Raw genomic sequence first — 22,675 nt, 5'->3', positions numbered from 1 at the left:
AGACTTCTGCAGAACAGTTTCTCGATTGCACTGCCAACAGTTACAATTGACACTCGCCCCATTCCATCGCCCAGTCATGCACGCCAACGATATTGCCGCAGTCCCATTCAGTGCCGAGCAACAACCCTCGCAACAGGACCTCGATCAACTCGTGGCGCTGTACGAGCGCGGCGATGCGGTACAACTGGAAAGCGCCACGCGCGCGCTGCTCGATCGCCATCCGGCGTCGGCCTTCGCCTGGAGCGTGCTGGCGGTGGCTTTGCAAGCGCAAGGTCAGGACCCCCTGCCCGCCCTGCTGAAAACCGTCGAACTGGCGCCGGACGATGCCGAATCACAGCTGCATCTGGGCAATGCCTATCTGGCCAGCGGCCAGCTTGACCTGGCGCTGGCCAGCTTCATGCGCGCGCTGGAGATTGCGCCCGGCTTTGCCGAGGCATTGAGCCGCTTGGGCGATGTGCTGCAGGCGCAGGGCCATTTGAAGGAAGCCGGGGAGTGCTATCGCGGTGCGCTGGAGATGGAACCAAAGCTGGCCGTGGCGTATTTTGGCAAGGGTGATATCCACTACGCGCAGCGGCAATTCCAGCTTGCAGAGGCGAGTTACCGGGAAGCCTTGGCGCTGGCACCAGATGCTTCCGAGCTGCACCGCAAGCTGGCCGACGTCAGCGTGGAACTGAACCGGCCCGAGCAAGCCATCGAACGTTATGGCGCGGCGTTGCTGGCTGACCCTGCCAATGCCATGGCACACGGTGGGCTGGGCAATGTGTTATTCAGGCTAGGCCGCCACCAGCAGGCGGAAGCCAGCTATCGCGCCGCTACCGGACACGCCACGGCAATTGCTGTGCATCACCACGGGCTGGCTCGCAGCCTGCATGCGCTGGGCCAGACCGAAGCGGCTGAAGCGGCATACCGGCACGCCATCGAAATGGACCCAACGGTTGCCGCGCCGATGCTGCACTTCGCCGATCTGCTGCGCGAAACCCGCCGCAAAGAAGTAGCGATTGCCGTCTACCGGGCGGCGCTGTTGCTGGAGCCCGGCAATATCGATACGATAAACAATTTGGGCATGGCGTTGCAGGAAGACGGCCAACTGGATCAGGCGCTGGCTTCGTTTCAGCAAGTGCTGGCCATCGCGCCCGAGAATCCGATCAGCCATAATAATATCGCTGCCATCCTGAATGCCATGGGCCAGCCGGAGGCCGCTTTGGCAAGCTCGCGGCGCGCCGTGAAACTGGGTCCCAAAGTGTCTTCCACACATTTCAACCTGGCCACCTGCCTGATGGAAGCGGGGCGCTTGAGTGAGGCCCTGGGGAGCTTTGAAACGGTGGTCAAGCTGGAGCCGGACAACCGCCGGGCGCATGTCAACATCGGCTCCACCCTGGTCAGACTGGGTCGCATCGACGACGCAATCAGTCACATCCGCACTGTGCTCAAGGTTCATCCGGACTGGCATGAACAACACAGCAACCTGCTGTTCAACCTCACACATAGCCCGAACGTGAAGGCCGCCGACCTGTTTGCTGAACACTTGCGCTATGCTGAGCAATTCGAAGCTCCGCTGCGCGCATCCTGGCCGCAACACAGCAATGTGCGGGACCCCGAGCGGCGCCTTCGGGTTGGCATCGTTTCGGCAGACCTGTACAACCACGCCGTGGCCAGTTTCATTACACCCATGCTGGAACATCTTGCCCATTCGCCATGTCTGGAAATGCTGGCATACGCCAATAGCTTCCATGATGATATAGTCAGCCGGCATTTGCACAGTCTGTTCAGCATCTGGCGCCAAGTCGAAAAATTGACCCATGATGAGCTGGCACAGTTAATCATCAGCGACAAGATCGACATTCTGATCGACCTGTCCGGCCATACCGGCTTCAACCGCTTGCCAACTTTTGCACGCAAGCCGGCACCGCTGCAGCTCACGTGGATCGGCTATCCTGGCACCTCCGGCTTGCAGGCGATGGATTTCTACATCACGGATCGCCATTTATCGCCATTTGGCGCACTGGAGGGTCAGTTTACGGAAAAACTGCTGCGCCTGCCAGCCACTACGCCATTTCTGCCCTATCCAAACGCTCCGCCGATAAGCCCTATGCCAGCGATTGAAAACGGCTTCATCACGTTTGGTAGTTTCAACCGGGCCGGGAAATTAAATCGTGAAGTCGTCATGCGCTGGTCCAAGTTGTTGCGCATGGTTCCCAATTCAAGAATGCTGCTCGCGGCCATGCCCAACGCGCAGACCAGTGACAAGTTGCGCTCCTGGTTTGCGAGCGAAAACATCACTGCAGATCGCCTGACTTTTCACGGGTATACGAATATGGACGACTATCTGGCACTGCACAGCCAAGTCGACATCTGCCTCGATACCTACCCATACACCAGCGGAACAACCGGCTTCCATGCCTTGTGGATGGGCGTACCGACACTGACGATGGTTGGACCGACGTTACCTGGTTACACGACGGCTGCCATCCTTTCTCATGCAGAACTCGCGAATTTTATTACATACGATGAAGCGGAGTTTTTGCAGAAGGGAATAGACTTTGCCAACGATATCAATAGTTTTGCCAATCTGAGGCTTGAAATGCGCGTACGCATGAAGGCGGCGGCCAATGGTCAACCTGCGTTGATAGCGCAAGGGTTTGAAATTGCATTGCGTCACATTTGGCAACGCTGGTGCGCAAACTTGCCAACCATTGCGCTATTGATCGATGGAACGACAGTCATTGATGAAATATCTGAGAGCTAATCAAACGACCATACACCATGCCAAGAGTGCTGCCGTCATACTCGCCGACGATACGGAAATGCCATGCGTGCCATTTGGCGCAACCGGTGTGCTGGCTGCCTTGTACAAGCTTTCAGCGTGAGAACGCCGGCAATATCGAAAGGTTATGATCTAATCGATCATCGTGTCCTGAAGATGAATAAAGGTTTACTCATAGAATTCATTGAGTAAATTCCTTGCTGGAAAGCCTGCGCATGTCGTCTGCGAAGGCATTTTCTCGAAACCCACGATGCTGCGGCAAAGCGCGACAGCTTGGAATACGATTCTTGGCAACTGGCAATCCAGCACCTATCGCCAGATTTTTATCATCAAACAATGCATTGGATAGCCGTCGATATGGCACACAGGAATGGAGTGAGAACACTGGGGAAATTTCAAATCTACAGGAAAAGTAAAAATTCCCGAAGGAAACATAGTGACCTCAGTTGCCAGCGGTTACAATCACTATCGGCACGAGCTGCACTTTGAATCGAACTTACATTGGGTCACTGCTTAGATATAAATTTGCTGAAAGTTCTCTGCATTACGGTACCTTGTATGCATACGGAAATTTAGTCGATATCGGTGCCGCGAACACTAAGAAACAATACTTTAATAGGTACAACCATGTCGGCACCGACGCTGCCTGCCAAACCGGCCAATGCAGTCTATGTAACTCAGCCACTGCTTCCGCCTCTCGAAGAGTTTATCCCATATCTTGAAAAGATATGGGATAACAAGATACTAACCAATACCGGCCCCTTTCATCACGAACTGGAACAGGCCTTGTGCGATTACCTCGGCGTAAAGCATATCTGCCTGTTTACCAATGGCACACTGGCGTTGATTACGGCATTACAGGCATTGCGCATTACCGGCGAGGTTATCACCACCCCCTATTCCTTTGTCGCCACCGCCCATTCTCTCGTGTGGAATGGCATACGCCCCGTGTTCGTCGATATCGATCCGCTGACATTCAACATGGATGCCGACAAGATCGAAGCGGCCATCACGCCGCAAACCACGGCGATCATGCCGGTGCATTGCTATGGAAGACCATGCGATGTCGAAAGCATACAGCGCATCGCCGACAATTATGGCCTCAAGATCATTTACGATGCGGCGCACGCCTTTGGGGTCCGGCACAATGGCACCAGCGTGCTCAATCATGGCGACCTGTCGGTATTGAGTTTTCACGCCACCAAGGTATTTACCACGTTCGAAGGCGGTGCCATCGTCTGCCCCGATGCCAAGACCAAGCAGCGCATCGACCACCTGAAAAACTTCGGCATTGTCGGTGAAACCTCTGTTGTAGCACCTGGCATCAATGGCAAGATGAGCGAGATCAATGCCGCATTTGGCTTGCTGCAATTGAAGGGTATCGATCACGCTTTGCAACGGCGCCAGGAAGTCGACGCCTACTACCGCGAGAAGCTGGCGACAGTCCAAGGGATCGAATGCCATACGCCATCGGACGACATCACGAATCACGCCTATTTTCCAATTTTGGTGAAAGCCGATTTTCCGGCCACCCGCGACCAGCTTTTCCAGTATTTGCGTGACAACAATATTTATGCACGGCGCTATTTCTATCCACTGATCAGCGACTTTCCCATGTACCGCGGCCTGGCCTCGTCCGCACCGTCGAACCTGCCGGTGGCGCGCCAGGTGGCCGACCAGATCATTTGCCTGCCGCAATATCCGGCGCTGACGTTCGAACAGATCGACATGATCACTGGCTTCATCGCGCAGGCTGCCCACCTTGGCCCTCTCTTGACGACTGCTGCCTGCAACAAATGAAGCTTGCCATCATGCAGCCGTATTTCTTTCCTTACATCGGCTATTTCCAGCTGCTGGCGGCGGTCGATGTGTTTGTGCTGTATGACAATATTCAATATACAAAAAAGGGCTGGATCAACCGTAATCGGGTCCTGCTGAACGGCCATGACAGCGTGTTTTCGCTGCCACTCAAAAAGGACCGGGATGGCCTCGACGTGCGTGAGCGAGAGCTGGCGGCCGATTTCAAGCCTCAAAAGCTGCTGGCGCAACTGCGTGGCGCCTACCAGAAAGCGCCACATTTCGAGCAAACCATGCTACTGGTCGAAACGATCTTGCTGCGTGATCGGAAAAACCTGTTCAGCTTTTTGCATCACAGCCTGGCGTGCATTGCAGCACACTTGGGTATTGCAACGCAGATCAGAATTTCCTCGGAGATTGCGATCGATCACGCCCTGACAAGCCAGGACAAGGTACTCGCCCTGTGCAAGGAGCTTGGTGCCAGTACTTATGTCAACGCTGCCGGTGGTCAGGCCCTTTATTCGAAAACGGCATTCCAGGAACAAGGCATCGTGCTGCGATTCCTGCAGGCGCGCCCCTTTGAATATCAGCAATTCGGCCAGCCTTGCGTACCCTGGCTCTCGATCATCGATGTGCTGATGTTCAACGCCGTGCCGGTGGTACGCTCTGCTATCGCACACAATTATGATCTGGTTTGAGCAATGCCGATGGACGTGAAAATGGCGCCGCCTGACATGGCAATGGAAACAGAAAGACCTGCATGCGCATATTAATGGTTGGTGCTACTTCATCGCTGGCGCGCGCGCTGATCCCTGCGCTGTCGCGCTTTGCCGAGGTGCTGACGGCGGGGCGCAGCAACTGCGACATCCAGCTCGACCTGGCCGCACCGCTGGACGCCGTAGCGCGATTGCCGCAAATCGATGTGCTGGTCAATGCAGCGGCCAGCTTTGCCAGCAGCGACCCCGCAGACATCGCCGCCATCGAACGGATCAATGCCCTCGGCACGCTTGAGCTCTGCCAGTTATGTTCTGCCGCCGCCATCCCGCACATGGTGCAGATCTCCAGCATTTTCACCACCTTGCCGGCCAATTCACCCTTCTACAGCGCGTATGCACTGTCCAAGCGCCATGCCGACGAACTGGCGCAGCTGTATTGCGACAAGGCGGGCATTGCCCTGACCATCATCCGGCCGTCGCAGTTCTATGGCGCCGGCCCCGCCTATCGCAAGCATCAGCCTTTCCTGTATGCGCTGATCGACCAGGTCGCCAATAATCAGGACGTGAGCATCTACGGCAGCCACGATGCACAGCGTAACTTCATCCACGTCGAGGACGTGGCACGACTGACAGCGCGTGCGATCGAACATGGACTGACCGGCAATTACGCTTGCACGCAGCTGCACGCCGTACGTTATTCGGACATCATCAAGGCGGCCGCCAGCGCATTCGACAGCCGCAGCCAGATGGTCTTCATGCGTGACAAGCCGGATATTCCAGACAATATTTGCGCGGTAGACGACACGCTGTTTCGCCTGCTGGACAGCTATCCGGAAATCCCGATCGAGATCGGCATGGAAAAGGAAGCAGCTTACCGAAAGAGCCTCACATGAAGAAAATACTCGTCTCTGGCGCCAGCGGCATCGTCGGCTATGGCATCTTGCGTTCGCTGCGAAAGTCAGCGCAGAACCTGCAACTGATCGGCAGTTCGATCTACCACGACTCGGTAGCCCAAGGCTTCTGCGACATTTTTGCACTGGCGCCGCCCACCAACGACGCCGGTTATATGGAATGGCTGTGCGCGACCATCAGCAAGCACCAGATCGATCTCGTCATTCCTGGCATCGAAATCGACCTGTACAAGTGGATAGACCACCTTCCGGAGATCGAGCGGCACGGTGCCCGTGCCGTCATGAACCGGCCCGAACTGGTCAGGCTGTGCAAAGACAAATGGGCCTTTTACCAGTCCTTGCAGGCAGCCGGCATGCCATGCGCGATCGACAGCAGCCTGGACAATTCGTTCGAGACGCTGGTAGCGGCATACGGCCTGCCCTTCCTGCTCAAGCCGCGACGCGGTTTCGGCTCCAAGGGTATTGTCCGGGTGGATAGCGCCGAGACGTTCGAACAGCATCGGCATGCAATCGGGCCTGTCTTGATGGCCCAGCCCATCATTGGCGACAACGAACATGAATTTACCACCTCCGCGTTTTGCGACGGCAAGGGCGGCTACCATGCCGACTTGACGCTGCGGCGCAAACTGTCGAAAGATGGTTTCACGGAAAAGGCGGAAGTCGTTTCGAGTACACCGTTCAACGCCACCCTGTCAGCGCTGTGCCAGCGCTTTTCTCCGGTTGGCCCGACCAATTTTCAATTCCGGACCTGTACCGAAGGCGTCAAGCTGCTGGAAATCAATCCCAGAATTTCCTCGTCAACCTCGATACGGACGGCGTTCGGCTACAACGAAAGCGCGATGTCCGTCGATTTTTTCCTGTCGCAAAAGCCGCCGGCCCCACCTGCCATCCGGCGCGGCCACGCGGTGCGCTATATAGAGGAGCATATTTTTTATGACGATAGCATTCATCTCTGATATTCATGGCAATTTTGAAGCGCTCAAAGCCGTGCTGGCGGAGATAGACCGCCTAGGGGCCAGCGCGATTTATTGCGCGGGCGACGTGGTTGGCTATTATTCACAGGTCAATGAATGCTGTGACATTCTGCGCCAACGCCAGATTGCCTGTGTCATGGGAAACCACGACTGGTACATGGCCGGCGGTGGCTTCTGCCCGCGCTCACGCAGCGTCAACGATTGCCTGGCCTATCAGCGCAAGGTCATCCGTGCGGACAATCTGGCCTGGCTGAAAACCTTGCCGGTACAGTTGCAGGCAGGCGAGGTGCGCGTCGTGCACGGTGGCTGGGGCGATCCGATCGACGAATACCTCAAGCCCAGCGCAGAATATTTCACGCAAGTCGAGGGCAGCGCTTTCGTTTCAGGCCATACGCATGTGCAAAGGCTCGATATCTTCGAGGGCAAGACTTATTGCAATCCGGGCTCGGTCGGACAACCCCGGGACGGTGATCCGCGGGCCGCTTTTGCGCTGTATGATGCAGGCCGCTTTACACTGCACCGTGTGGCCTACGACATGCAGCCTGTGTTCGACCTGATGCAGGCGGCCGGTTTCAATGACTATTATTATGGCGGCCTGAAGACGGGCTCCAGGGTGCTCAGGCGCCTGCACGATTGAAAGGCGGCACGCTCAAGTGCTGCATTTGGCAAAGGATCAAGCTATGTTTAAATGGGAAAAGATGGGGAAGCTGTTCGACCCCAAGGACCGGAATGATGGCAACTGGATGCATGATTTTGCCCAGTCGCCGACAGTGCTGGTCGACGACGACCGGGTCCGCGTGTATTTTTGCTCGCGGCCGGCACCGGCCGACGGCCAGTATGTCAGCTACATGTCCTTCATCGACCTGGAACGTGACGATCTGATGAAGATCAAGAACGTTTGCGCCGCGCCGCCCATGGCCCTCGGCAGCTATGGCACGTTCGACGAATTTGGCGTCAATCCGCTGACGGTCATTCGCGACGGCGAGCAAGTGCGCGTGTACTACGGCGGCTGGACACGCTGCGAATCGGTGCGTTTCAATGCAGCGATCGGCATTGCCGTGAGCGACGACAACGGCGACACCTTCCGCCGACTGGGACCGGGCCCGGTACTCGGCTATAGCCACGACGAACCATTTCTGTTGGGAAGCCCTCGCGTGCGCCGCTATGGCCAGCAATGGCTGATGTGGTATGTCGCCGGCAAGGAATGGCGTAAAACCGATGGACTGCCCGAACCGATTTACAAGATCCGCATGGCGACCTCCGACAATGGCATCGACTGGATCAAGCATGGCCGTGACCTGATCGCGGACAAGCTGGGCGAGCATGAATGCCAGGCCTGTCCCGATGTCATCTTCCGCGACGGTCTGTATCACATGTTTTTTTCATATCGCGACATCCATAACTACAAGAGCCGCCAGGGCGGCTACCGCATCGGCTACGCCAGCTCATCCGATCTGCTGCATTGGGAACGCCAGGACGATCTGGCCGGCATGCATGTATCGGCAAGCGGCTGGGATGCGGAAATGGTCAACTATCCGCATGTGTTCGTGGTCGACGAGGTAACCTACATGATTTATCAAGGCAACGAGATGGGCCGCGCTGGCATCGGCCTGGCCAGGCTGCAAGGACCGCAAGACTGGAGCAAGCAATGAAGTGGGAAAAACTGGGCAAACTGTTCGATCCTGCGGACCATGTGCTGCCAAATAATTGTTTCGGCTTTGCACAATCGCCGCAAACACTGCTGCTCGATGATCGCGTCCGCATCTATTTTTCCAGCCGGGAGCGCGACCAGAGCGGAAAATTTCTCAGCCACGTGACCTACGTCGATGTTGACCGCGCGCTGCGCCACATCATCGGCGTATCCACCGGTCCGGTCATCGCCCTTGGCGGTCTTGGCTGTTTCGACGAACACGGCATCTTCCCTGTCAATGTGCTGCGTGACGGCAATCGCGTGCTCGCCTATACCACGGGCTGGAATCGCAAGGTTTCCGTCTCGGTCGATGCCAGCATCGGGCTGGCCATCAGCCATGACGATGGCCAGACGTTTGAAAAATATGGCACGGGGCCGGTCATGTCGGCGAGCTTGCACGAGCCCTTCCTGGTCGCCGACGCCTACGTCGCGAAGTTTGGCGACACATATCACATGTGGTACATTTTTGGCACCGCATGGAAAAAATTCCACCCCGACGAGGCGGCCGACCGTGTCTACAAGATCGCCCACGCCACTTCCCGCGACGGCATCGACTGGCAGCGTGACAGCAAGCCGATCATCGCTGACCGGCTGAACCAGAACGAATGCCAGGCCTTGCCGACGATTTTTGCGCGAAATGGCCGCTATCATATGTATTTTTGCTACCGGCAGGCACATGGTTTCAGGAGTGACAGCAACAGCGCCTATCGCATCGGCTATGCCTGGTCGGATGACCTGATCCAATGGCAGCGCGACGACAGCATGGCTGGCATCGATGTCTCGAGCGAAGGATGGGACTCGCAGATGCAGTGCTATCCACACACTTTCGAGTTTGACGGCACTATCTACATGCTCTATAACGGCAATGAATTCGGCCGCGCGGGATTTGGCCTGGCACGCCTGCTTGATGACAACGCCGGCACGCCACAACTTGCGGTCCCGGACTCCAGGAAAAATCCATCATGAACAACACCAGAAACTACAACCAGGAACTCGATGACGCCAGCAACAAGGCGCATGAAAAGTATTCGTACGGCTTTGACTTCGATGTCATGCATCCCTATATGATTCGCTCTTTCGAGCCCTTTTTCAAGCCCGGCAGCCTGCTTGAACTGGGCAGCTTCAAAGGTGACTTCACCAAGCGTTTCCTGCCTTACTTCAGCGATATCACTTGCGTCGAAGCTTCTGGTGACGCTTTGGCGGAGGCCCGCCACCGATTGGGCGATCAGGTAGAGTTCATTCATTCCATGTTTGAAACGGCAACGCTACCCAGACGTTATGACAACATCGTATTGACACATGTGCTTGAACACCTCGATGATCCGGTTGCCGTTCTGAAACGCATCAACCACGAGTGGTTGGCTGAGGGCGGGCGATTGTTCCTCGTCTGCCCCAATGCAAATGCGCCATCACGTCAGATCGCCGTCAAGATGGGCATCATCAGCCACAATGCGGCGGTAACTCCAGCAGAAGCGGCGCATGGCCATCGCAACACCTACTCCCTTGATACGCTGGAACGTGAGGCTGTACGTGCGAGTCTGAAAGTCACCTATCGCTCCGGCATATTTTTCAAGGCGCTGGCCAATTTTCAGTGGGACAGGCTATTGCAGACTGACATCATCTCATCCGCATACCTCGACGGTTGCTACCAACTAGGGCAACAATATCCGGATTTATGCTCAAGTATTTTTCTGCTGTGCGAATCTTCAACGCCCCCGCCCACTGCGGACAGCAGTCATACTTGAGAAGCATGCTGGCATTATCAAGTTGCAATCTAGCAGATCTACTTTGGCATACCGCTCACCTTCTCATTCGTTACTATCATTATGCGCTCGAACGTCGCCTCACATTTAATAGCAAGCCCTCATTCAAAGCCCGCGATCACGAAGCGCAAGACGCAGGAAGCAATTACAGCGGCGCTGGCAAGTTGCCAAGCGACTCAGTCAGCGCTTCCGCAAAATGCCGCTATCCAAGTCAATATTGGCAATGCATTGCTAGCGTTGGGAAAGATGGAAGAAGCCGAGTTAGCGTATCGAAGCGCCATCGAACTGGCTCCATTATCGACGGCGGCATTATCGCAGTTAGCAATATTGATGAAAATTTGCCAACGCGACGAGGAAGCAATCGCAGCCTATCATGCTGTATTGCGTCTCGAACCGCAAAACGCCACGGCGCACAATGAGTTGGGTATGCTGCTACAAGCGGCAGGCAGGCTCGATGAAGCGCTTGCGGCCTATCGCGAGTTGCTGCATCTTGTACCTGGCGACCACGTCGTCTACAACAATATTGGTTCGATATTGCAAACACAAGAGCATTTTGAAGCGGCCATAGAGCAATATCGATGGGCGCTGGAAATAGCGCCGGACTTTGCCTTTGCCCATTGCAACCTCGGTACTTGCTTGTTAAATATGGGGCGGCCGGAGGAGTGCTTACCATGGTTCGCTAGCAGCATCAAAATTGATCCAAAACTAGACTTGGCCCATAGCAACTTCCTTGCAAGCTTAATCGAGTTGGGGCGTACCGCTGATGCGATTGAGGTGTGTCGCCACGCCATCAAGATTAATCCAAAGTGGAGCGTCATGCACAGCAATCTGCTGTTTCTCTTGTCGCATAGTGCAGGCATCGGCGCCACGGAATTATTCAAGGAGCATCAACGCTACGGGAATCAATTTGAAGTGCCGTGGCTTGCCAAGCGCCCAAAACATCCCAACAAGCGCAATCCTGAACGGGTGCTGCGCGTTGCATTTGTCTCGGCCGACTTGTTTAACCATGCGATGGCCAACTTCATTACGCCCGTGCTGGAAAACCTAGTCGATGCAACTGGCCTTGAACTATACATCTATTGCAACAACCGGGTGAATGATCACATCACGGCGCACCTGCGCAAATTGATCAATAATTGGCAAGATATACAGCAATTGTCCGATGACCAGTTTTCGCAACGCATAACAGAGGACGGTATCGACATCCTGATCGACCTGTCCGGCCACTCTGCCCACAACCGTCTGCCTGTTTTTGCGCGCAAGCCCGCGCCGCTGCAGCTTTCTTGGATAGGTTACCCTATGACCACTGGGCTGCAGGCCATGGACTACTATGTGAGTGACGTTTTTTGGTCGCCACCTGGATTGCTGGATGATCAATTTACTGAAAAATTGCTGAACCTCCCCGCATGTATCGCTTACCTGCCGGCGCAAGATGTGCCGCCGGTAGCGCCGGCACCGGCCAGCGTGAACGGCTACATCACCTTCGGCAGTTTCAACCGGTCCAACAAGTTGAACCCCGGCTTATTGGCACGCTGGGCAGCCCTGCTACGTGCATTGCCGGATGCCAAGATGGTGATGGCCGCCATGCCGGATGAAAAGACCATCACGATGATCCGCGACTGGTTTACCAACGAAGGCATCGTGCCGGAGCGGCTGAGCTTTCATCAGCGAACCGGCGCACGTGCCTACATGGACATGCACCGCCTGGTCGACGTCTGCCTGGACACAGCACCCTATCCAGGTGGCACCACCACTTATAATGCTCTGTGGATGGGGGTGCCGACCTTGACAATGACTGGCTCGACCCTGCTCAGCAGGGGAGGAGCGGCGATTGCCGGGCACATGGACCTGCATGAATACATTGCGCATGATGAGACTGATTTTGTGCGCAAAGGCGTGGCGCTCTCCGCCGATATCAGCCAAGTGATTAATTTACGTGGCAAACTACGTGCGCGCTTTGCCGAGTCGGCAATGGGCCAGCCTGCCTTGATTGCCGCAGGGCTCGACAGCGCACTGCGCACCATCTGGCGCCGCTGGTGTGCGCGGCTGGCGCCAGTCACGCTGAATGCGGATGCGACGCAAAGCTCGTTGAGCCAGCGCGCAACAAGCAGCAAGGCGCTGCACACTGTCAATGCCGATGCCGCCATCATTCTGGCGATTGAACATCATCAGGCCGGCCGACTGGTCGAAGCGGAAACACTGTATCTGGCCATCATTCATCGCCAGCCAGACCATGCGATCGCCAATCATAATATGGGTTTGCTGGCCGGGCAAATTGGCTATCATGACAGGGCACTGCCACACTTGCATGCGGCAATGCAGGCCGCCCCTGATGAAGTCCAGTTTATCCTTTCTTACGCGCAGACATTGTTGCAGACAGGGCGAGGGCAAGCGGCCATCGAGATTCTTGCAAACGCGATCGATCGGGGCCTGCCTGCCACGCCATTGCAAGCCATATTGCTGCGGGCCCGCTCCGAGGCGGCCGGCGATGTCCCCGCCCCCACGCAGGCGGAAGCGGACCACATTGTCGATTTGTACGAGGCCGGCCACCATGTGGAAATGGAACACGCCGCGCAAACGCTGGCGGTGCGTTATCCCAGGTCCGCTTTTGCCTGGAGCGTCCTGGGCAGCGCTTTGCAGGTACAGGGCAAGGATGCGCTGCCGGCCTTGCAATACGCCGTGCAACTGGCGCCAGACGATGCGCAGGCGCACGAAAACTTGGGCAATGCCTGGCAAGGCAAGCAGGACTATACGCGCGCCATCGATTGCTATTTGCGCGCGATTGAACTTGACCCCGCCCTTGCCCAGGCTTACAGCAACCTGGGCAGCGCCCAGCACGCCATGGGCGATGCCGCCGCAGCCACTGAGAGCCTGCGACATGCGGCGCTGATCGATCCGATGAACGCGCTGGCGCATGCCAATCTTGGCAACGTGCTGGCCGCTCTCGGCAATTTTCAGGAAGCCGCCACCAGCTACGATGCCGCGCTCGCCCTCGTTCCAGACGATGTGCAATTGCATCGCGACCTTGCACATGTATTGCGGGCGCTCGGCCGGATTGAAGAAGCGGCGGCCAGTGAGCGGCAGGCCAATCTGCTTACCGAGGCGCATGCAACCATCTCCGTCTGAGTGGATAGGCCCCGCGTCTTCGGCTTGGGAACTCGGAATAATAAGTGGCACCGGCGATAGGTATTCGATAACTCATGCAAGCAAATGAAGAAAATTTCAAAAATTTCTCAAAAGAATTTAATTTTCCAGAAAGAACGGTCGTCTTGTACTTGTGAGAGCGCAAAAAACTGCTGCTCCGCACCGTAACCACCTAACTGGAGCACCTTCATGCTGAGCCTTCACACCAATGCAGCGGCCCTGTCCGCCCAATCGTCGATCTCGAAAACCCAACAATCGCTGTCGACCTCGATGACGCGCCTCTCTACCGGCTACCGCATCAATTCGGCAATGGACGACGCTGCAGGCCTGCAAATTGCAACCCGCCTGAAAGCCCAGACCAGCGGTATGGCCATGGCCATGCGCAACACACAAAACGCTACCTCGATGATCCAGACCGCTGACGGCGCGCTGGGCGAAAGCGTCAACATCCTGGTCCGCATGAAAGATCTGGCTACGCAAGCTGCCGACGGTTCGTCGACAGCCGATGACCGTGCCGCAATGCAAGCTGAATTCGATACGCTGACGAATGAACTCAGCAATGTTCTGGGCAACACTTCGTTTGCTGGCGCCAAGCTGATGTCGAAACAGGCTAACGCAAGCGATGTCTCGGCTGCCTTGTTGGCAAAATCCGTAGATGCAACCGCTGTAGGTAGCAGCACCGGCACCGGCACTTTGAACAAGGCAAATACCGCAACCTCCGCCTTGGCCACAGCACAAAGCAATTACGATGCCGGGCCAACAGACGCGCTCGCGACTGCGTTGACAACTGCGGCAAAAAGCAGTGCTGATGCCAACAAAGCCAACGCTGTGGCAGTCGCCAAATCAGCTGCCTCGACTGCGTATCACGCATTAGCAGAGAAAAGCGCTGCAGCAGCTCCAGGTACGGGCGACGGCAAGTTTGCCGCCAACCTGCAGTTCCAGATCGGCGCGTCGACCACCGAAACGATGAGCTTTGACCTGTCGTCGCAACTGGGTGCGATGCAGGTCGCGATCAAGGGATCCACCGCCAACTTCAACACCTTCGGCGCGGCAGCCAGCACCGTTGGCACCGAACTGACCGCCGCTGGCGGCGCATCGGCAGCCATCGACAAACTGCAAACAGCAATCGATTCGGTCGGCACGGCACGTTCGGCACTGGGCGCGGCGGGTAACCGTCTGGACCACGTAGCCACCAACCTGGCCAACGTCAGCACCAACACGCAAGGTGCAGCCGGCCGTATCATGGATACCGACTTCGCGACCGAAAGCTCGAACATGACCGCGTCGCAAATGCTGCTGCAAGCTGGTACCGCCATGCTGAAACAAAGCAACAGCATGTCGTCGATGGTCATGTCCCTGCTGCAATAATAGTATTATTCTCCTGACCTGGCTCAGGTCAGGCAGACCAGAGCCAACTGCGCAAGCAGTTGGCTTTTTTTTCATCCCAGGCGGGAGGAACAGCAATGGCGATAGACCGCATCTCCGCAGGCAATGCCCTGCCCCTGATTACGCAGCGCCTCGACGTCAGCCCGGCCACGCCGCTGACGCCCGGGGTGGTGATGCCGCTGGTGCCTGTCGGCCCCTTCATGGCGCCGGCGCCCGACGCCGGCACCCTGCCGGCGCAGCTGGGCCAGGCGCAAGACGCGCTGGCGGCGCTGGTCAAGCCGAGCGCGGGCGACCCGGGCCTGGGCGCCACCGCGCGCGACAGCAGCGCGATGCAGGTCAATCAATTATTCTTTACGCGCCAGCTGGTGTGGCAGCCGCCCGACGCGGCGCAGCTGGCCGCCTCCTGGCGCGTGATGGTGAAAACCTATGGCGAGCAATATGCCGCGCTGCAGGAACACGCGCGCGGCCAGCACCTGCCCGGCAACCTGTTCATGGCCGAACAGCAGCCGGTGCTGCGCCCGTCCCTGCCGCTTGACACGGAAGCGTGGCGCTTTGTCGTCTACGGCTGGAGCGGGCAGCGCCTGCTGCTGCGCGTGCTGCCTGGCGGCGAGGAAGATGCCGCGCCGCGCAAGCGCAACGGCAAGGTGGCGCTGCGGGTCGAACTGCTGATCGATGGCGTGGGGCGGGTGGTGATCCAGATGGAGCCGGCCAACGATGGCGTGCTGCTGGAACTGGCGTCCGATGACGAACTGGTCCTGGCGCACTTGCGCCGCATGCTGGCCGAGATCGCCGATTGCGTGCGCCAGGCCGGCCTGCGGCTGCTGCGCTGCCGCTTGAACCGCGTGCTGCATGCGCAGCCGGCGCACGCCGGCTATCCGATGCAGGCGGCCGCTGCGGCGCTGTCGCAGCCGCTGTTCCAGGCGATGGCCGGGGTGGCGTTGCTGCTGACGCGCCCGCCAGCGGAAGTGGCGCAGGATCCGGCCGGGCCGGAAGCTGCGCCGGCGGTGCCAGAAGAGCCGGTGATCATGTCAAAGGAAGTGGCGGCGCCGAAGGACTACTGGGGCGACGCCACGCTGGAAGAAATCGTGCTGCCGGCCGATGCGCCGGAACCGGCACTACTCACGCCCATCGACGAGCAGGATTGACTTATCCTACGGTGCCGATGATGCTCACTTCGCGGTTTTCCGGGATCTCGTTATACGACAGCACGTGCAGGCCCGGCGCGAACAGGCGCGCATAGCGCGCCAGCAGCGGACGGATCTGCGGCAGCACCAGCAGCAGCGGCGGCGTGGCCTGCTGCTTCATCTGTTCGCGCGCGACCGGCATGTTCACCTGCAGCTGCGACAGCAGATGCGGGTCGATCGGGTAGTTGTCCAGTGTCACCTTGCCGGACTGGCGCGCCTGGTTCAAGGAACCCAGCAGCATGTTTTCCAGCTCGCCGCCCAGGTTGAACGCCTGCATTTCCATCTTCTGGCCGAACAGGCCGCCGACGATCTGGCGCCGCAGCGCGCAGCGCACTTCGGCCGCCAGCAGGATCGGATCCTTGGTCGTCTCCGAACTGTCGAGCAAGGTGGTGGCGATCGGCACAATATCCTTCAAGGACACATTCTCGGCCAGCAGCACGCGAAATACCCGCAGCAGCTGGGTGTGCGTCAGCGCCTTGCCCAGCGCGTCGGCCAGCTTCGGCGACAGCGCCGTCAGCCGTTCCATCATGTGCGACACATCTTCGTGGCGGAACAGTTCCGGCAGGTATTCGCGGATCATTTTCGACAAATGGGTGGCGATCACGCTGGGCGCCTCGATCACCTGGTAGCCCATGCCCAGCGCATGCGACTTCGCGCCTGGCTCGATCCAGGTGACGGGCATGCCGTAGGCCGGCTCGATGCCGGGAATGCCATCGAGCTGGCCGTACACGTTCGGCGACGGAATCGCCATCAGGCGGTCGGCCTGCACCTCGGCCTGTGCCACCACCGTGCCCGACAGCATGATGGTGTATTGCGAGGGTTTGAGGGCCAGGTCGTCGCGCACGCCGATCGGCGGCAACAACAATCCCATCGCTTCGGACAGGCTCTGGCGCACGCCCTTGACGCGCTTGTTCAGTGGCTCGCCCTGGGTCTTGTCGACCATGCCCACCAGCTTGTAGCCGAGCATCACCATCAGCGGCTGTACGGCCGGCAACTGTTGCCATTCCAGCTCGGCTGGCTTGTCGCCGAGCAAGGCCGCTTCGATGGCCGCCATGCCGGAGTTATCGGGTGCCTTGATGCGCTGCTGCGTGAGGCGCCAGGCAACAAACGCCAGCACCGCCGCAAACGTCATGAACATGAACCACGGCATGCCCGGGATCAGGGCCAGCGCCACCATCATGCCCGACGCGCTGAACAGTACCGTTGGCGAGGTCAGCACCTGGCCCGCCACCTGCTGCTCGAAGTCGCCCGAATCACTGATGCGGGTGACCAGAATGGCGGCCGCGGCCGACAGCAGCAGCGCCGGGATCTGCGCCACCAGGCCATCGCCGATGGTCAGCAAGGCGTACTGGCGGAAAGCGTCGCCGAACGACAGGTCGTGCATCAGCGAGCCGATCGCCACGCCGCCGACCATGTTGATGATCAGAATCAAGATACTGGCGACGGCGTCGCCGCGCACGAATTTCGAGGCGCCGTCCATGGCGCCATAGAAGTCCGCTTCGGCGGCCACGTCCTTGCGGCGGATCTGGGCTTTTTCCTGGTTGATCAGGCCGGCGTTCAGGTCGGCGTCGATCGCCATCTGCTTGCCCGGCAAGGCGTCCAGCGTAAAGCGCGCCGACACTTCGGAAATCCGCTCCGCGCCCTTGGTCACCACCGCGAAGTTGATGATCATCAAAATCACGAAGACCACGATACCGACCACGAAGTTGCCGCCGATCACCACGTTACCGAACGCTTCGATCACTTTACCGGCCGCGTCCGCGCCCGTATGGCCATGCAGCAGCACCACCCGCGTCGAGGCCACGTTCAGGGTCAGCCTCAGCATGGTGGTGGCCAGGATCACCGTCGGGAAGACCGAGAAATCGAGCGGCCGCTTGGCCGAGACGCTGACCAGGATGACGATCAGGGCCAGCACGATATTGAAGGTGAACAGGATATCGAGCAGCACCGGCGGCAGCGGCAAGATGATCATTGCCAGGATCACCAACAGGAACATCGGTGTGGCGAACTTGTGGCGGCGCATCTCGGCAACCAGTCGGTTCAGGAAATTCATGACGGTACAACCTCGCTCAGATTCGATGGCACTGCCATCTCGGTGGGTAACAGGGGCTGGGCAGCGCGCTGCCCCGACCGGAATGCTTTCAGTTGCAGGATGTAGTTCAGCACCTGCGATACGGCCTGGTACAGCTGCACGGGAATCTGCTGCTGCACCTGGCTGGTGTTATAGATGGCGCGCGCCAGCGGCGGCAGCTCGAGTGTTTCAATATTGTGCTCTTTTGCCACTTGCCGGATATACAGCGCCATTTCATCGACGCCCTTGGCCACCACGAACGGCGCCTCGGCACGGTCCTGGTCGTACTTGAGGGCCACCGCATAATGCTCCGGATTGACGATCACCACGTCGGCGTCGGGCACCGTCTTGCGCACGCTGCGCCGGCCCAGCTGCTGCTGCAACTGGCGGATGCGCTGACGCACTTCGGGCCGCCCTTCGCTGCTCTTGTGCTCTTCCTTCACATCCTGCTTGCTCATGCGCTGATTCTTGGCAAAGAAGAACGCCTGCGCCGGCACGTCGATGATGGCGAACAGGATAAACACGGAAATGAGCGCCATCAGGCCGTCGAGCATCAGCGCCGAGCCGTCGAGCATGGCCTGCTGCAATGGCCGGTGCTGCAGGTCCACGTATTGCGCCAGGCTGGAGCGGCTGACATGCACCAGCACCATGCCCAGCACCACGGCCTTGGCGATCGAGATGCCGAACTCGAAGCCATGCTTGGGGCTCACCAGCCGTCCCAGGTTTTTCGCCGGACTCAGGCGCTCCATTTTCGGCATCCAGTTCTTGGTGCTGATCACCCAGCCGCCCGGGACCAGGGAGCCCAGCACGACAAAAAACGGCACGCAGAACAGCGGCAGGATCATCTTGATCAACAGGCCGACCGAGGTGGTGAACGCGGTCGACATGGCATTGTCGAGCGCGCCCGTACTGTCGAGCGGCATGAAGGACATCGCGAACAGCTCGCGAAAGCTTTCCAGGTAGCCCGGCAGCAGGTACACGAACAGCTTCATGCTGATCAGGATGCCGAGCGCCGTCGACAGATCGCGCGAGCGCACCACCTGCCCTTCCTGGCGCGACTTCTTCAGCTTCTGCTGTGACGCCTTTTCGGTCTTGTCGCCGGTGCTGCTATCCGCCATGGGCCACCCGCATCTGTTGTTGAATCATGTCGAGCACGCGGTTGGTCATGGCGATATAGTGCTCGGGAATGAATTTCACGATCTGCGCCAGCATCAGCAGGCCAAACACGGTAATCATGGAAAAGCCCAGCGAAAACAGGTTCAGCGACGGCGCCACGCGGTTCAGGAAACCGAAACCCAGTTGTACCACCATGGTGGAAAACACGATCGGCAGGGCCAGCAGCATGGCGGCGGCAAAGATCCACGAGACGTTGTAGGCCACCGTCTGCAGCAGCATCGGTCCATAGCCCTGCCCCACCGGCCAGGCCTTGAAGCTGGCGCCGATCACGCCGGTCAGCACCAGGTGGCCGTCGATGGCGAAAAACACGATCATGCACATGATGGTGAGCAGCCCCGAAATCACGTCCGACGAGGTGCCGTTGAGCGGGTCGTTCATGACGGCCATCGAAAAACCCACCTGGCTCGACACCAGGAAACCCAGCACCGACATCACCGACATGGCGAAGTGAAACGCCAGGCCCAGGATAAAGCCGATCACGGCCTGCTCCAGGGTGGCGACGATGGCGTACAGCGAAAACGGATCGATGCTCAAGAGTTCACGCGACGCGCCCGAGGCCTGCATCACCGGCAGCATCAGGATCGCCAGGATCAGCGACAACAGGATGCGCACGGTGACCGGCACGGTGACGTCGCCGATCACGGGCGAGGCGCTGAGCATGGCCAGGATGCGGCAGAACGGCCACCATACAGCCAGCAGGAACGGCAGCACCTGGTTGAAAATCTCGTTCATGCGCCCGCCCGCTAGCCGACCAGGGTGGCGGCGCGCTGAAAAATCGACACGCAATAATCCATCAGATAGCCCGACATCCAGCGCCCGGCCAGGATCAGCGCCAGCAGGGTGACCAGCAGCCTGGGCAAAAAGCTCAGCGTCTGCTCATTGATCTGCGTGGCGGCCTGCACCAAGGCCACGACCAGCCCCATCAGCAAACCGGGGACGACCAGCACCACGACCAGCAGCATGACAATGTGCAGCGCTTCGATGACCAGGTCAACGGCAACTTCCGGCGTCAGCATTTAATAGGCCTGTATGCTGGTGACCAGCGTGTTGACAGTCAGGGTCCAGCCATCGACCAGCACGAACAGCAGCAGCTTGAACGGCAACGAGATGACCAGCGGCGAGAGCATCATCATGCCCATCGCCATCAGCACCGAGGCCACCACCAGATCGATGATCAGGAAGGGAATGAACAGCATGCAGCCGATCTGGAAGGCGGTCTTCAATTCCGACAGCACGAAGGCGGCCAGCTTGACGGTAAAACTGTGATCCTGCGGGCGCATGGTCGACGGCTCGCCGGCCAGGTGGGCGATCTGCGCCAGCGCCGCCTTGCTCGTCTGCGCCAGCATGAAGCGGGTGATCGGCACTTCGGCCGTTTTCAGGGCCTGCTGCAGGCCGATCTGGTCGCGGTCGTACGGCACGAACGCCTCTTTCCACACCTGTTCGCCGATCGGGCGCATCACCAGCAGGGTCAAGATCAGGGCGATGCCGGTGACGATACGGTTGGGCAAGCCCTGCTGCAGGCCCAGGGCCTGGCGCAGCAGGGACAGCACGATCACGAAACGGGTGAAACTGGTCATCATCATGACCATCAAGGGCAACAGGCCCAGCAAGGTCATGATGACCAGGATCTGCATCTTGACCGACAGGTCGGTCTTTGCGCCAGGCACCACGCCGGCCAGCAGATCCTGTGCGCCGGCGCTGGCGCACGCCAGCATCAGCAAGGGCACGGCGGCCGCCGCGGCCAGCGCGCCGCGGTGGCGGCGCCAGCCGGTTACCGCCAGCTTCATGCTGTCATCAGGTCGAGATTGAGGCCATCGAGATCGATTACCTTCAGGCCGTAGTTTTCACCGGCCACCACCACCTCGGCACGGCCGATCGGCGTGCCGTTGACCTTGATCACCAGCGGTTCGCCGGCCAGCATGTCGAGTTCGATCACACTGTCCGGGCCGATCGCCATCAGCTCTTCGAGCGAGATGCGGGCCGAGCCCACTTCCAGGGTCAGGGTGACGGGAATCTTGCGCATCATCTGCGGAATGTCGCGCCGCGCGCGCGTGCTGGTCACGTCGCTCACGCCGTTCACATCGCCCTGGTCGATGATCATGTCATCGCCCAGGTCTTCCAGCAAGGTTTCGCTCTGGTTGGTATCGGTAATATTCATATTATTCAACATCTTCAAATGAGGTTAGACAGAGCTTGCCCTTGTGTTCGGAAACGGCGGCCGTAAACAGCCGTGAATCGTCGAGCATCACATCGGTGCGGCTGAGGCTGACGGGAATCACGTCGCCCACCCGCAGGTCGAACAAGGCGCCCAGTTGCACCTGCTTGCTGACCAGGCGCCCTTCCAGCGTCACCTGCAAGCGCGAAGCGAGCGGGCGCACGCTGCGCAGCGCCTTTTTCGCCTGCGCGCGTTCGGGCAGCAGGCCACGCAACACGTCGGCCATCAATGGCTTGTCGAGAGAAAACCAGATTTGTCCGGCCAGGCCGGCTTCGGCATCGCTGAGCGAAATGGTGACGATCCAGCTGCCGCGCGCGGGGCGCACGCCGGGCTGCACCGCCAGCACTGCCGCCGGATCGATGCTGCTCGCCTTGCCGACCGCCTGCAGATTATTGTGGATGCGCGCAAACAGGCTGGCGATCAATTGTTGTCCCAGCACCACAGCCAGGCGCTCTTCGGTGGCCGTCACGCGCACGGTGGCCGGATCGGCCGCCACGCTCTTCGTGCCGGCGCGGCCGTAGCGATAATTCAGTACGTGCAATAGGATCTGGCGGTCCAGCGAAAAGCCGGCCTGGCCGGCCGGCGAGGCAAAGGCGAGCCAGCGGTTGCTGTTGTCTTCGTTGTCCACGCGCGACAGGCTGACGTCGTCGATCTGGAAATTACCCCAGTAGCGGCGGCTCATCGGCAGGCGCAGTCCGCTTGCCAGGTCGTCACGCAACTGGGCGCCGAAGACGTGCAACAAGTGGACAGGACGCCCAAGCAGACAGGAATCGAGGACTTGATGGCGCAAAGTTTGATCTGTCTTGGTAGTTATCATGTGGGTCATGTCGGTATTGCGATGGCAGAACAAATTATACGGGATCGTCCGGTCTTGCATACAGCGG

General features: G+C 58.8%; 19 protein-coding genes. 12 read left to right on the top strand and 7 right to left on the bottom strand.

Translation table 11 applies throughout. From position 1 onward, the window contains the following. Positions 1 to 76: 76 nt before the first annotated feature. The 12 genes from ACP7B7_RS10165 to ACP7B7_RS10110 all read left to right on the top strand — a co-directional run bounded on the left by ACP7B7_RS10165 (position 77) and on the right by ACP7B7_RS10110 (position 16,290). On the top strand, positions 77 to 2,746 hold the full coding sequence (locus ACP7B7_RS10165) for a tetratricopeptide repeat protein (protein ID WP_426076592.1): 2,670 nt from the start codon (positions 77 to 79) through the stop codon (positions 2,744 to 2,746). Positions 2,747 to 3,391: 645 nt separating this feature from the next. Next, positions 3,392 to 4,564, top strand: a complete 1,173-nt coding sequence (locus tag ACP7B7_RS10160; RefSeq protein WP_426076666.1) for a DegT/DnrJ/EryC1/StrS family aminotransferase — start codon at positions 3,392 to 3,394, stop codon at positions 4,562 to 4,564. Further along, entirely contained in the window at positions 4,561 to 5,259 is a 699-nt protein-coding gene (locus tag ACP7B7_RS10155) for a WbqC family protein (RefSeq protein WP_426076591.1), read from the top strand. Before ACP7B7_RS10160 ends, ACP7B7_RS10155 begins: the two co-directional genes overlap by 4 nt. Before the next feature lie 62 nt (positions 5,260 to 5,321). Beyond that, positions 5,322 to 6,170 (top strand): NAD-dependent epimerase/dehydratase family protein, encoded by an 849-nt coding sequence (locus ACP7B7_RS10150; protein WP_426076590.1) that lies wholly within the window; start codon positions 5,322 to 5,324, stop codon positions 6,168 to 6,170. Continuing rightward, complete coding sequence (locus ACP7B7_RS10145; RefSeq protein ID WP_426076589.1) at positions 6,167 to 7,144, top strand: ATP-grasp domain-containing protein; 978 nt, start codon at positions 6,167 to 6,169, stop codon at positions 7,142 to 7,144. The genes ACP7B7_RS10150 and ACP7B7_RS10145 overlap by 4 nt, the downstream gene beginning before the upstream one ends. After that, positions 7,122 to 7,799: a metallophosphoesterase family protein gene (locus ACP7B7_RS10140; protein ID WP_426076588.1), complete on the top strand. Its 678-nt coding sequence runs from the start codon at positions 7,122 to 7,124 to the stop codon at positions 7,797 to 7,799. Before ACP7B7_RS10145 ends, ACP7B7_RS10140 begins: the two co-directional genes overlap by 23 nt. 43 nt (positions 7,800 to 7,842) lie before the next feature. After that, a complete protein-coding gene (locus ACP7B7_RS10135; RefSeq protein ID WP_426076587.1) occupies positions 7,843 to 8,814 on the top strand; it encodes a hypothetical protein in 972 nt (323 codons plus the stop codon). Then, positions 8,811 to 9,818 (top strand): hypothetical protein, encoded by a 1,008-nt coding sequence (locus ACP7B7_RS10130; RefSeq protein ID WP_426076586.1) that lies wholly within the window; start codon positions 8,811 to 8,813, stop codon positions 9,816 to 9,818. The genes ACP7B7_RS10135 and ACP7B7_RS10130 overlap by 4 nt, the downstream gene beginning before the upstream one ends. After that, on the top strand, positions 9,815 to 10,597 hold the full coding sequence (locus ACP7B7_RS10125; protein WP_426076585.1) for a class I SAM-dependent methyltransferase: 783 nt from the start codon (positions 9,815 to 9,817) through the stop codon (positions 10,595 to 10,597). The genes ACP7B7_RS10130 and ACP7B7_RS10125 overlap by 4 nt, the downstream gene beginning before the upstream one ends. Positions 10,598 to 10,678: 81 nt before the next feature. Further along, complete coding sequence (locus ACP7B7_RS10120) at positions 10,679 to 13,741, top strand: tetratricopeptide repeat protein (protein ID WP_426076584.1); 3,063 nt, start codon at positions 10,679 to 10,681, stop codon at positions 13,739 to 13,741. 207 nt (positions 13,742 to 13,948) lie between these two features. Further along, positions 13,949 to 15,127 carry a flagellin gene (locus tag ACP7B7_RS10115; protein WP_426076583.1) on the top strand — a complete coding sequence of 393 codons (1,179 nt, stop codon included), beginning with the start codon at positions 13,949 to 13,951 and terminating at the stop codon, positions 15,125 to 15,127. 95 nt (positions 15,128 to 15,222) lie between these two features. Then, the gene (locus ACP7B7_RS10110; RefSeq protein ID WP_426076582.1) at positions 15,223 to 16,290 is read left to right on the top strand and encodes a hypothetical protein; all 1,068 of its coding nucleotides are present in this window, start codon (positions 15,223 to 15,225) and stop codon (positions 16,288 to 16,290) included. Position 16,291: 1 nt separating this feature from the next. Here ACP7B7_RS10110 and ACP7B7_RS10105 read toward each other — a convergent pair whose 3' ends face one another. From ACP7B7_RS10105 to ACP7B7_RS10075, 7 genes are read right to left on the bottom strand one after another with little or no spacing between them, the layout of a single operon-like run. Further along, complete coding sequence (locus ACP7B7_RS10105) at positions 16,292 to 18,382, bottom strand: flagellar biosynthesis protein FlhA (protein WP_426076581.1); 2,091 nt, start codon at positions 18,380 to 18,382, stop codon at positions 16,292 to 16,294. Continuing rightward, positions 18,379 to 19,518, bottom strand: coding sequence for an EscU/YscU/HrcU family type III secretion system export apparatus switch protein (locus ACP7B7_RS10100; protein ID WP_308920404.1), 1,140 nt, complete (start codon positions 19,516 to 19,518; stop codon positions 18,379 to 18,381). The genes ACP7B7_RS10105 and ACP7B7_RS10100 overlap by 4 nt, the downstream gene beginning before the upstream one ends. Then, positions 19,508 to 20,308 (bottom strand): flagellar biosynthetic protein FliR, encoded by an 801-nt coding sequence (locus ACP7B7_RS10095; protein WP_308920403.1) that lies wholly within the window; start codon positions 20,306 to 20,308, stop codon positions 19,508 to 19,510. Before ACP7B7_RS10095 ends, ACP7B7_RS10100 begins: the two co-directional genes overlap by 11 nt. A gap of 11 nt (positions 20,309 to 20,319) precedes the next feature. Then, positions 20,320 to 20,592: a flagellar biosynthetic protein FliQ gene (locus ACP7B7_RS10090; protein ID WP_094440865.1), complete on the bottom strand. Its 273-nt coding sequence runs from the start codon at positions 20,590 to 20,592 to the stop codon at positions 20,320 to 20,322. Beyond that, entirely contained in the window at positions 20,593 to 21,363 is a 771-nt protein-coding gene (gene fliP, locus ACP7B7_RS10085; protein ID WP_308920402.1) for a flagellar type III secretion system pore protein FliP, read from the bottom strand. Beyond that, positions 21,360 to 21,734, bottom strand: a complete 375-nt coding sequence (locus tag ACP7B7_RS10080) for a FliM/FliN family flagellar motor switch protein (protein WP_308920401.1) — start codon at positions 21,732 to 21,734, stop codon at positions 21,360 to 21,362. The genes fliP and ACP7B7_RS10080 overlap by 4 nt, the downstream gene beginning before the upstream one ends. Before the next feature lies 1 nt (position 21,735). Beyond that, entirely contained in the window at positions 21,736 to 22,533 is a 798-nt protein-coding gene (locus ACP7B7_RS10075; RefSeq protein WP_308920400.1) for a FliM/FliN family flagellar motor switch protein, read from the bottom strand. Positions 22,534 to 22,675: the final 142 nt, after the last annotated feature.

Origin of the sequence: Janthinobacterium sp. PSPC3-1 (assembly GCF_049896105.1) — a bacterium.
Lineage (GTDB): Bacteria > Pseudomonadota > Gammaproteobacteria > Burkholderiales > Burkholderiaceae_D > Janthinobacterium.
Note: the sequence above shows the minus strand (reverse complement) of the source record. Positions and strands in the feature narration are given on the sequence as shown.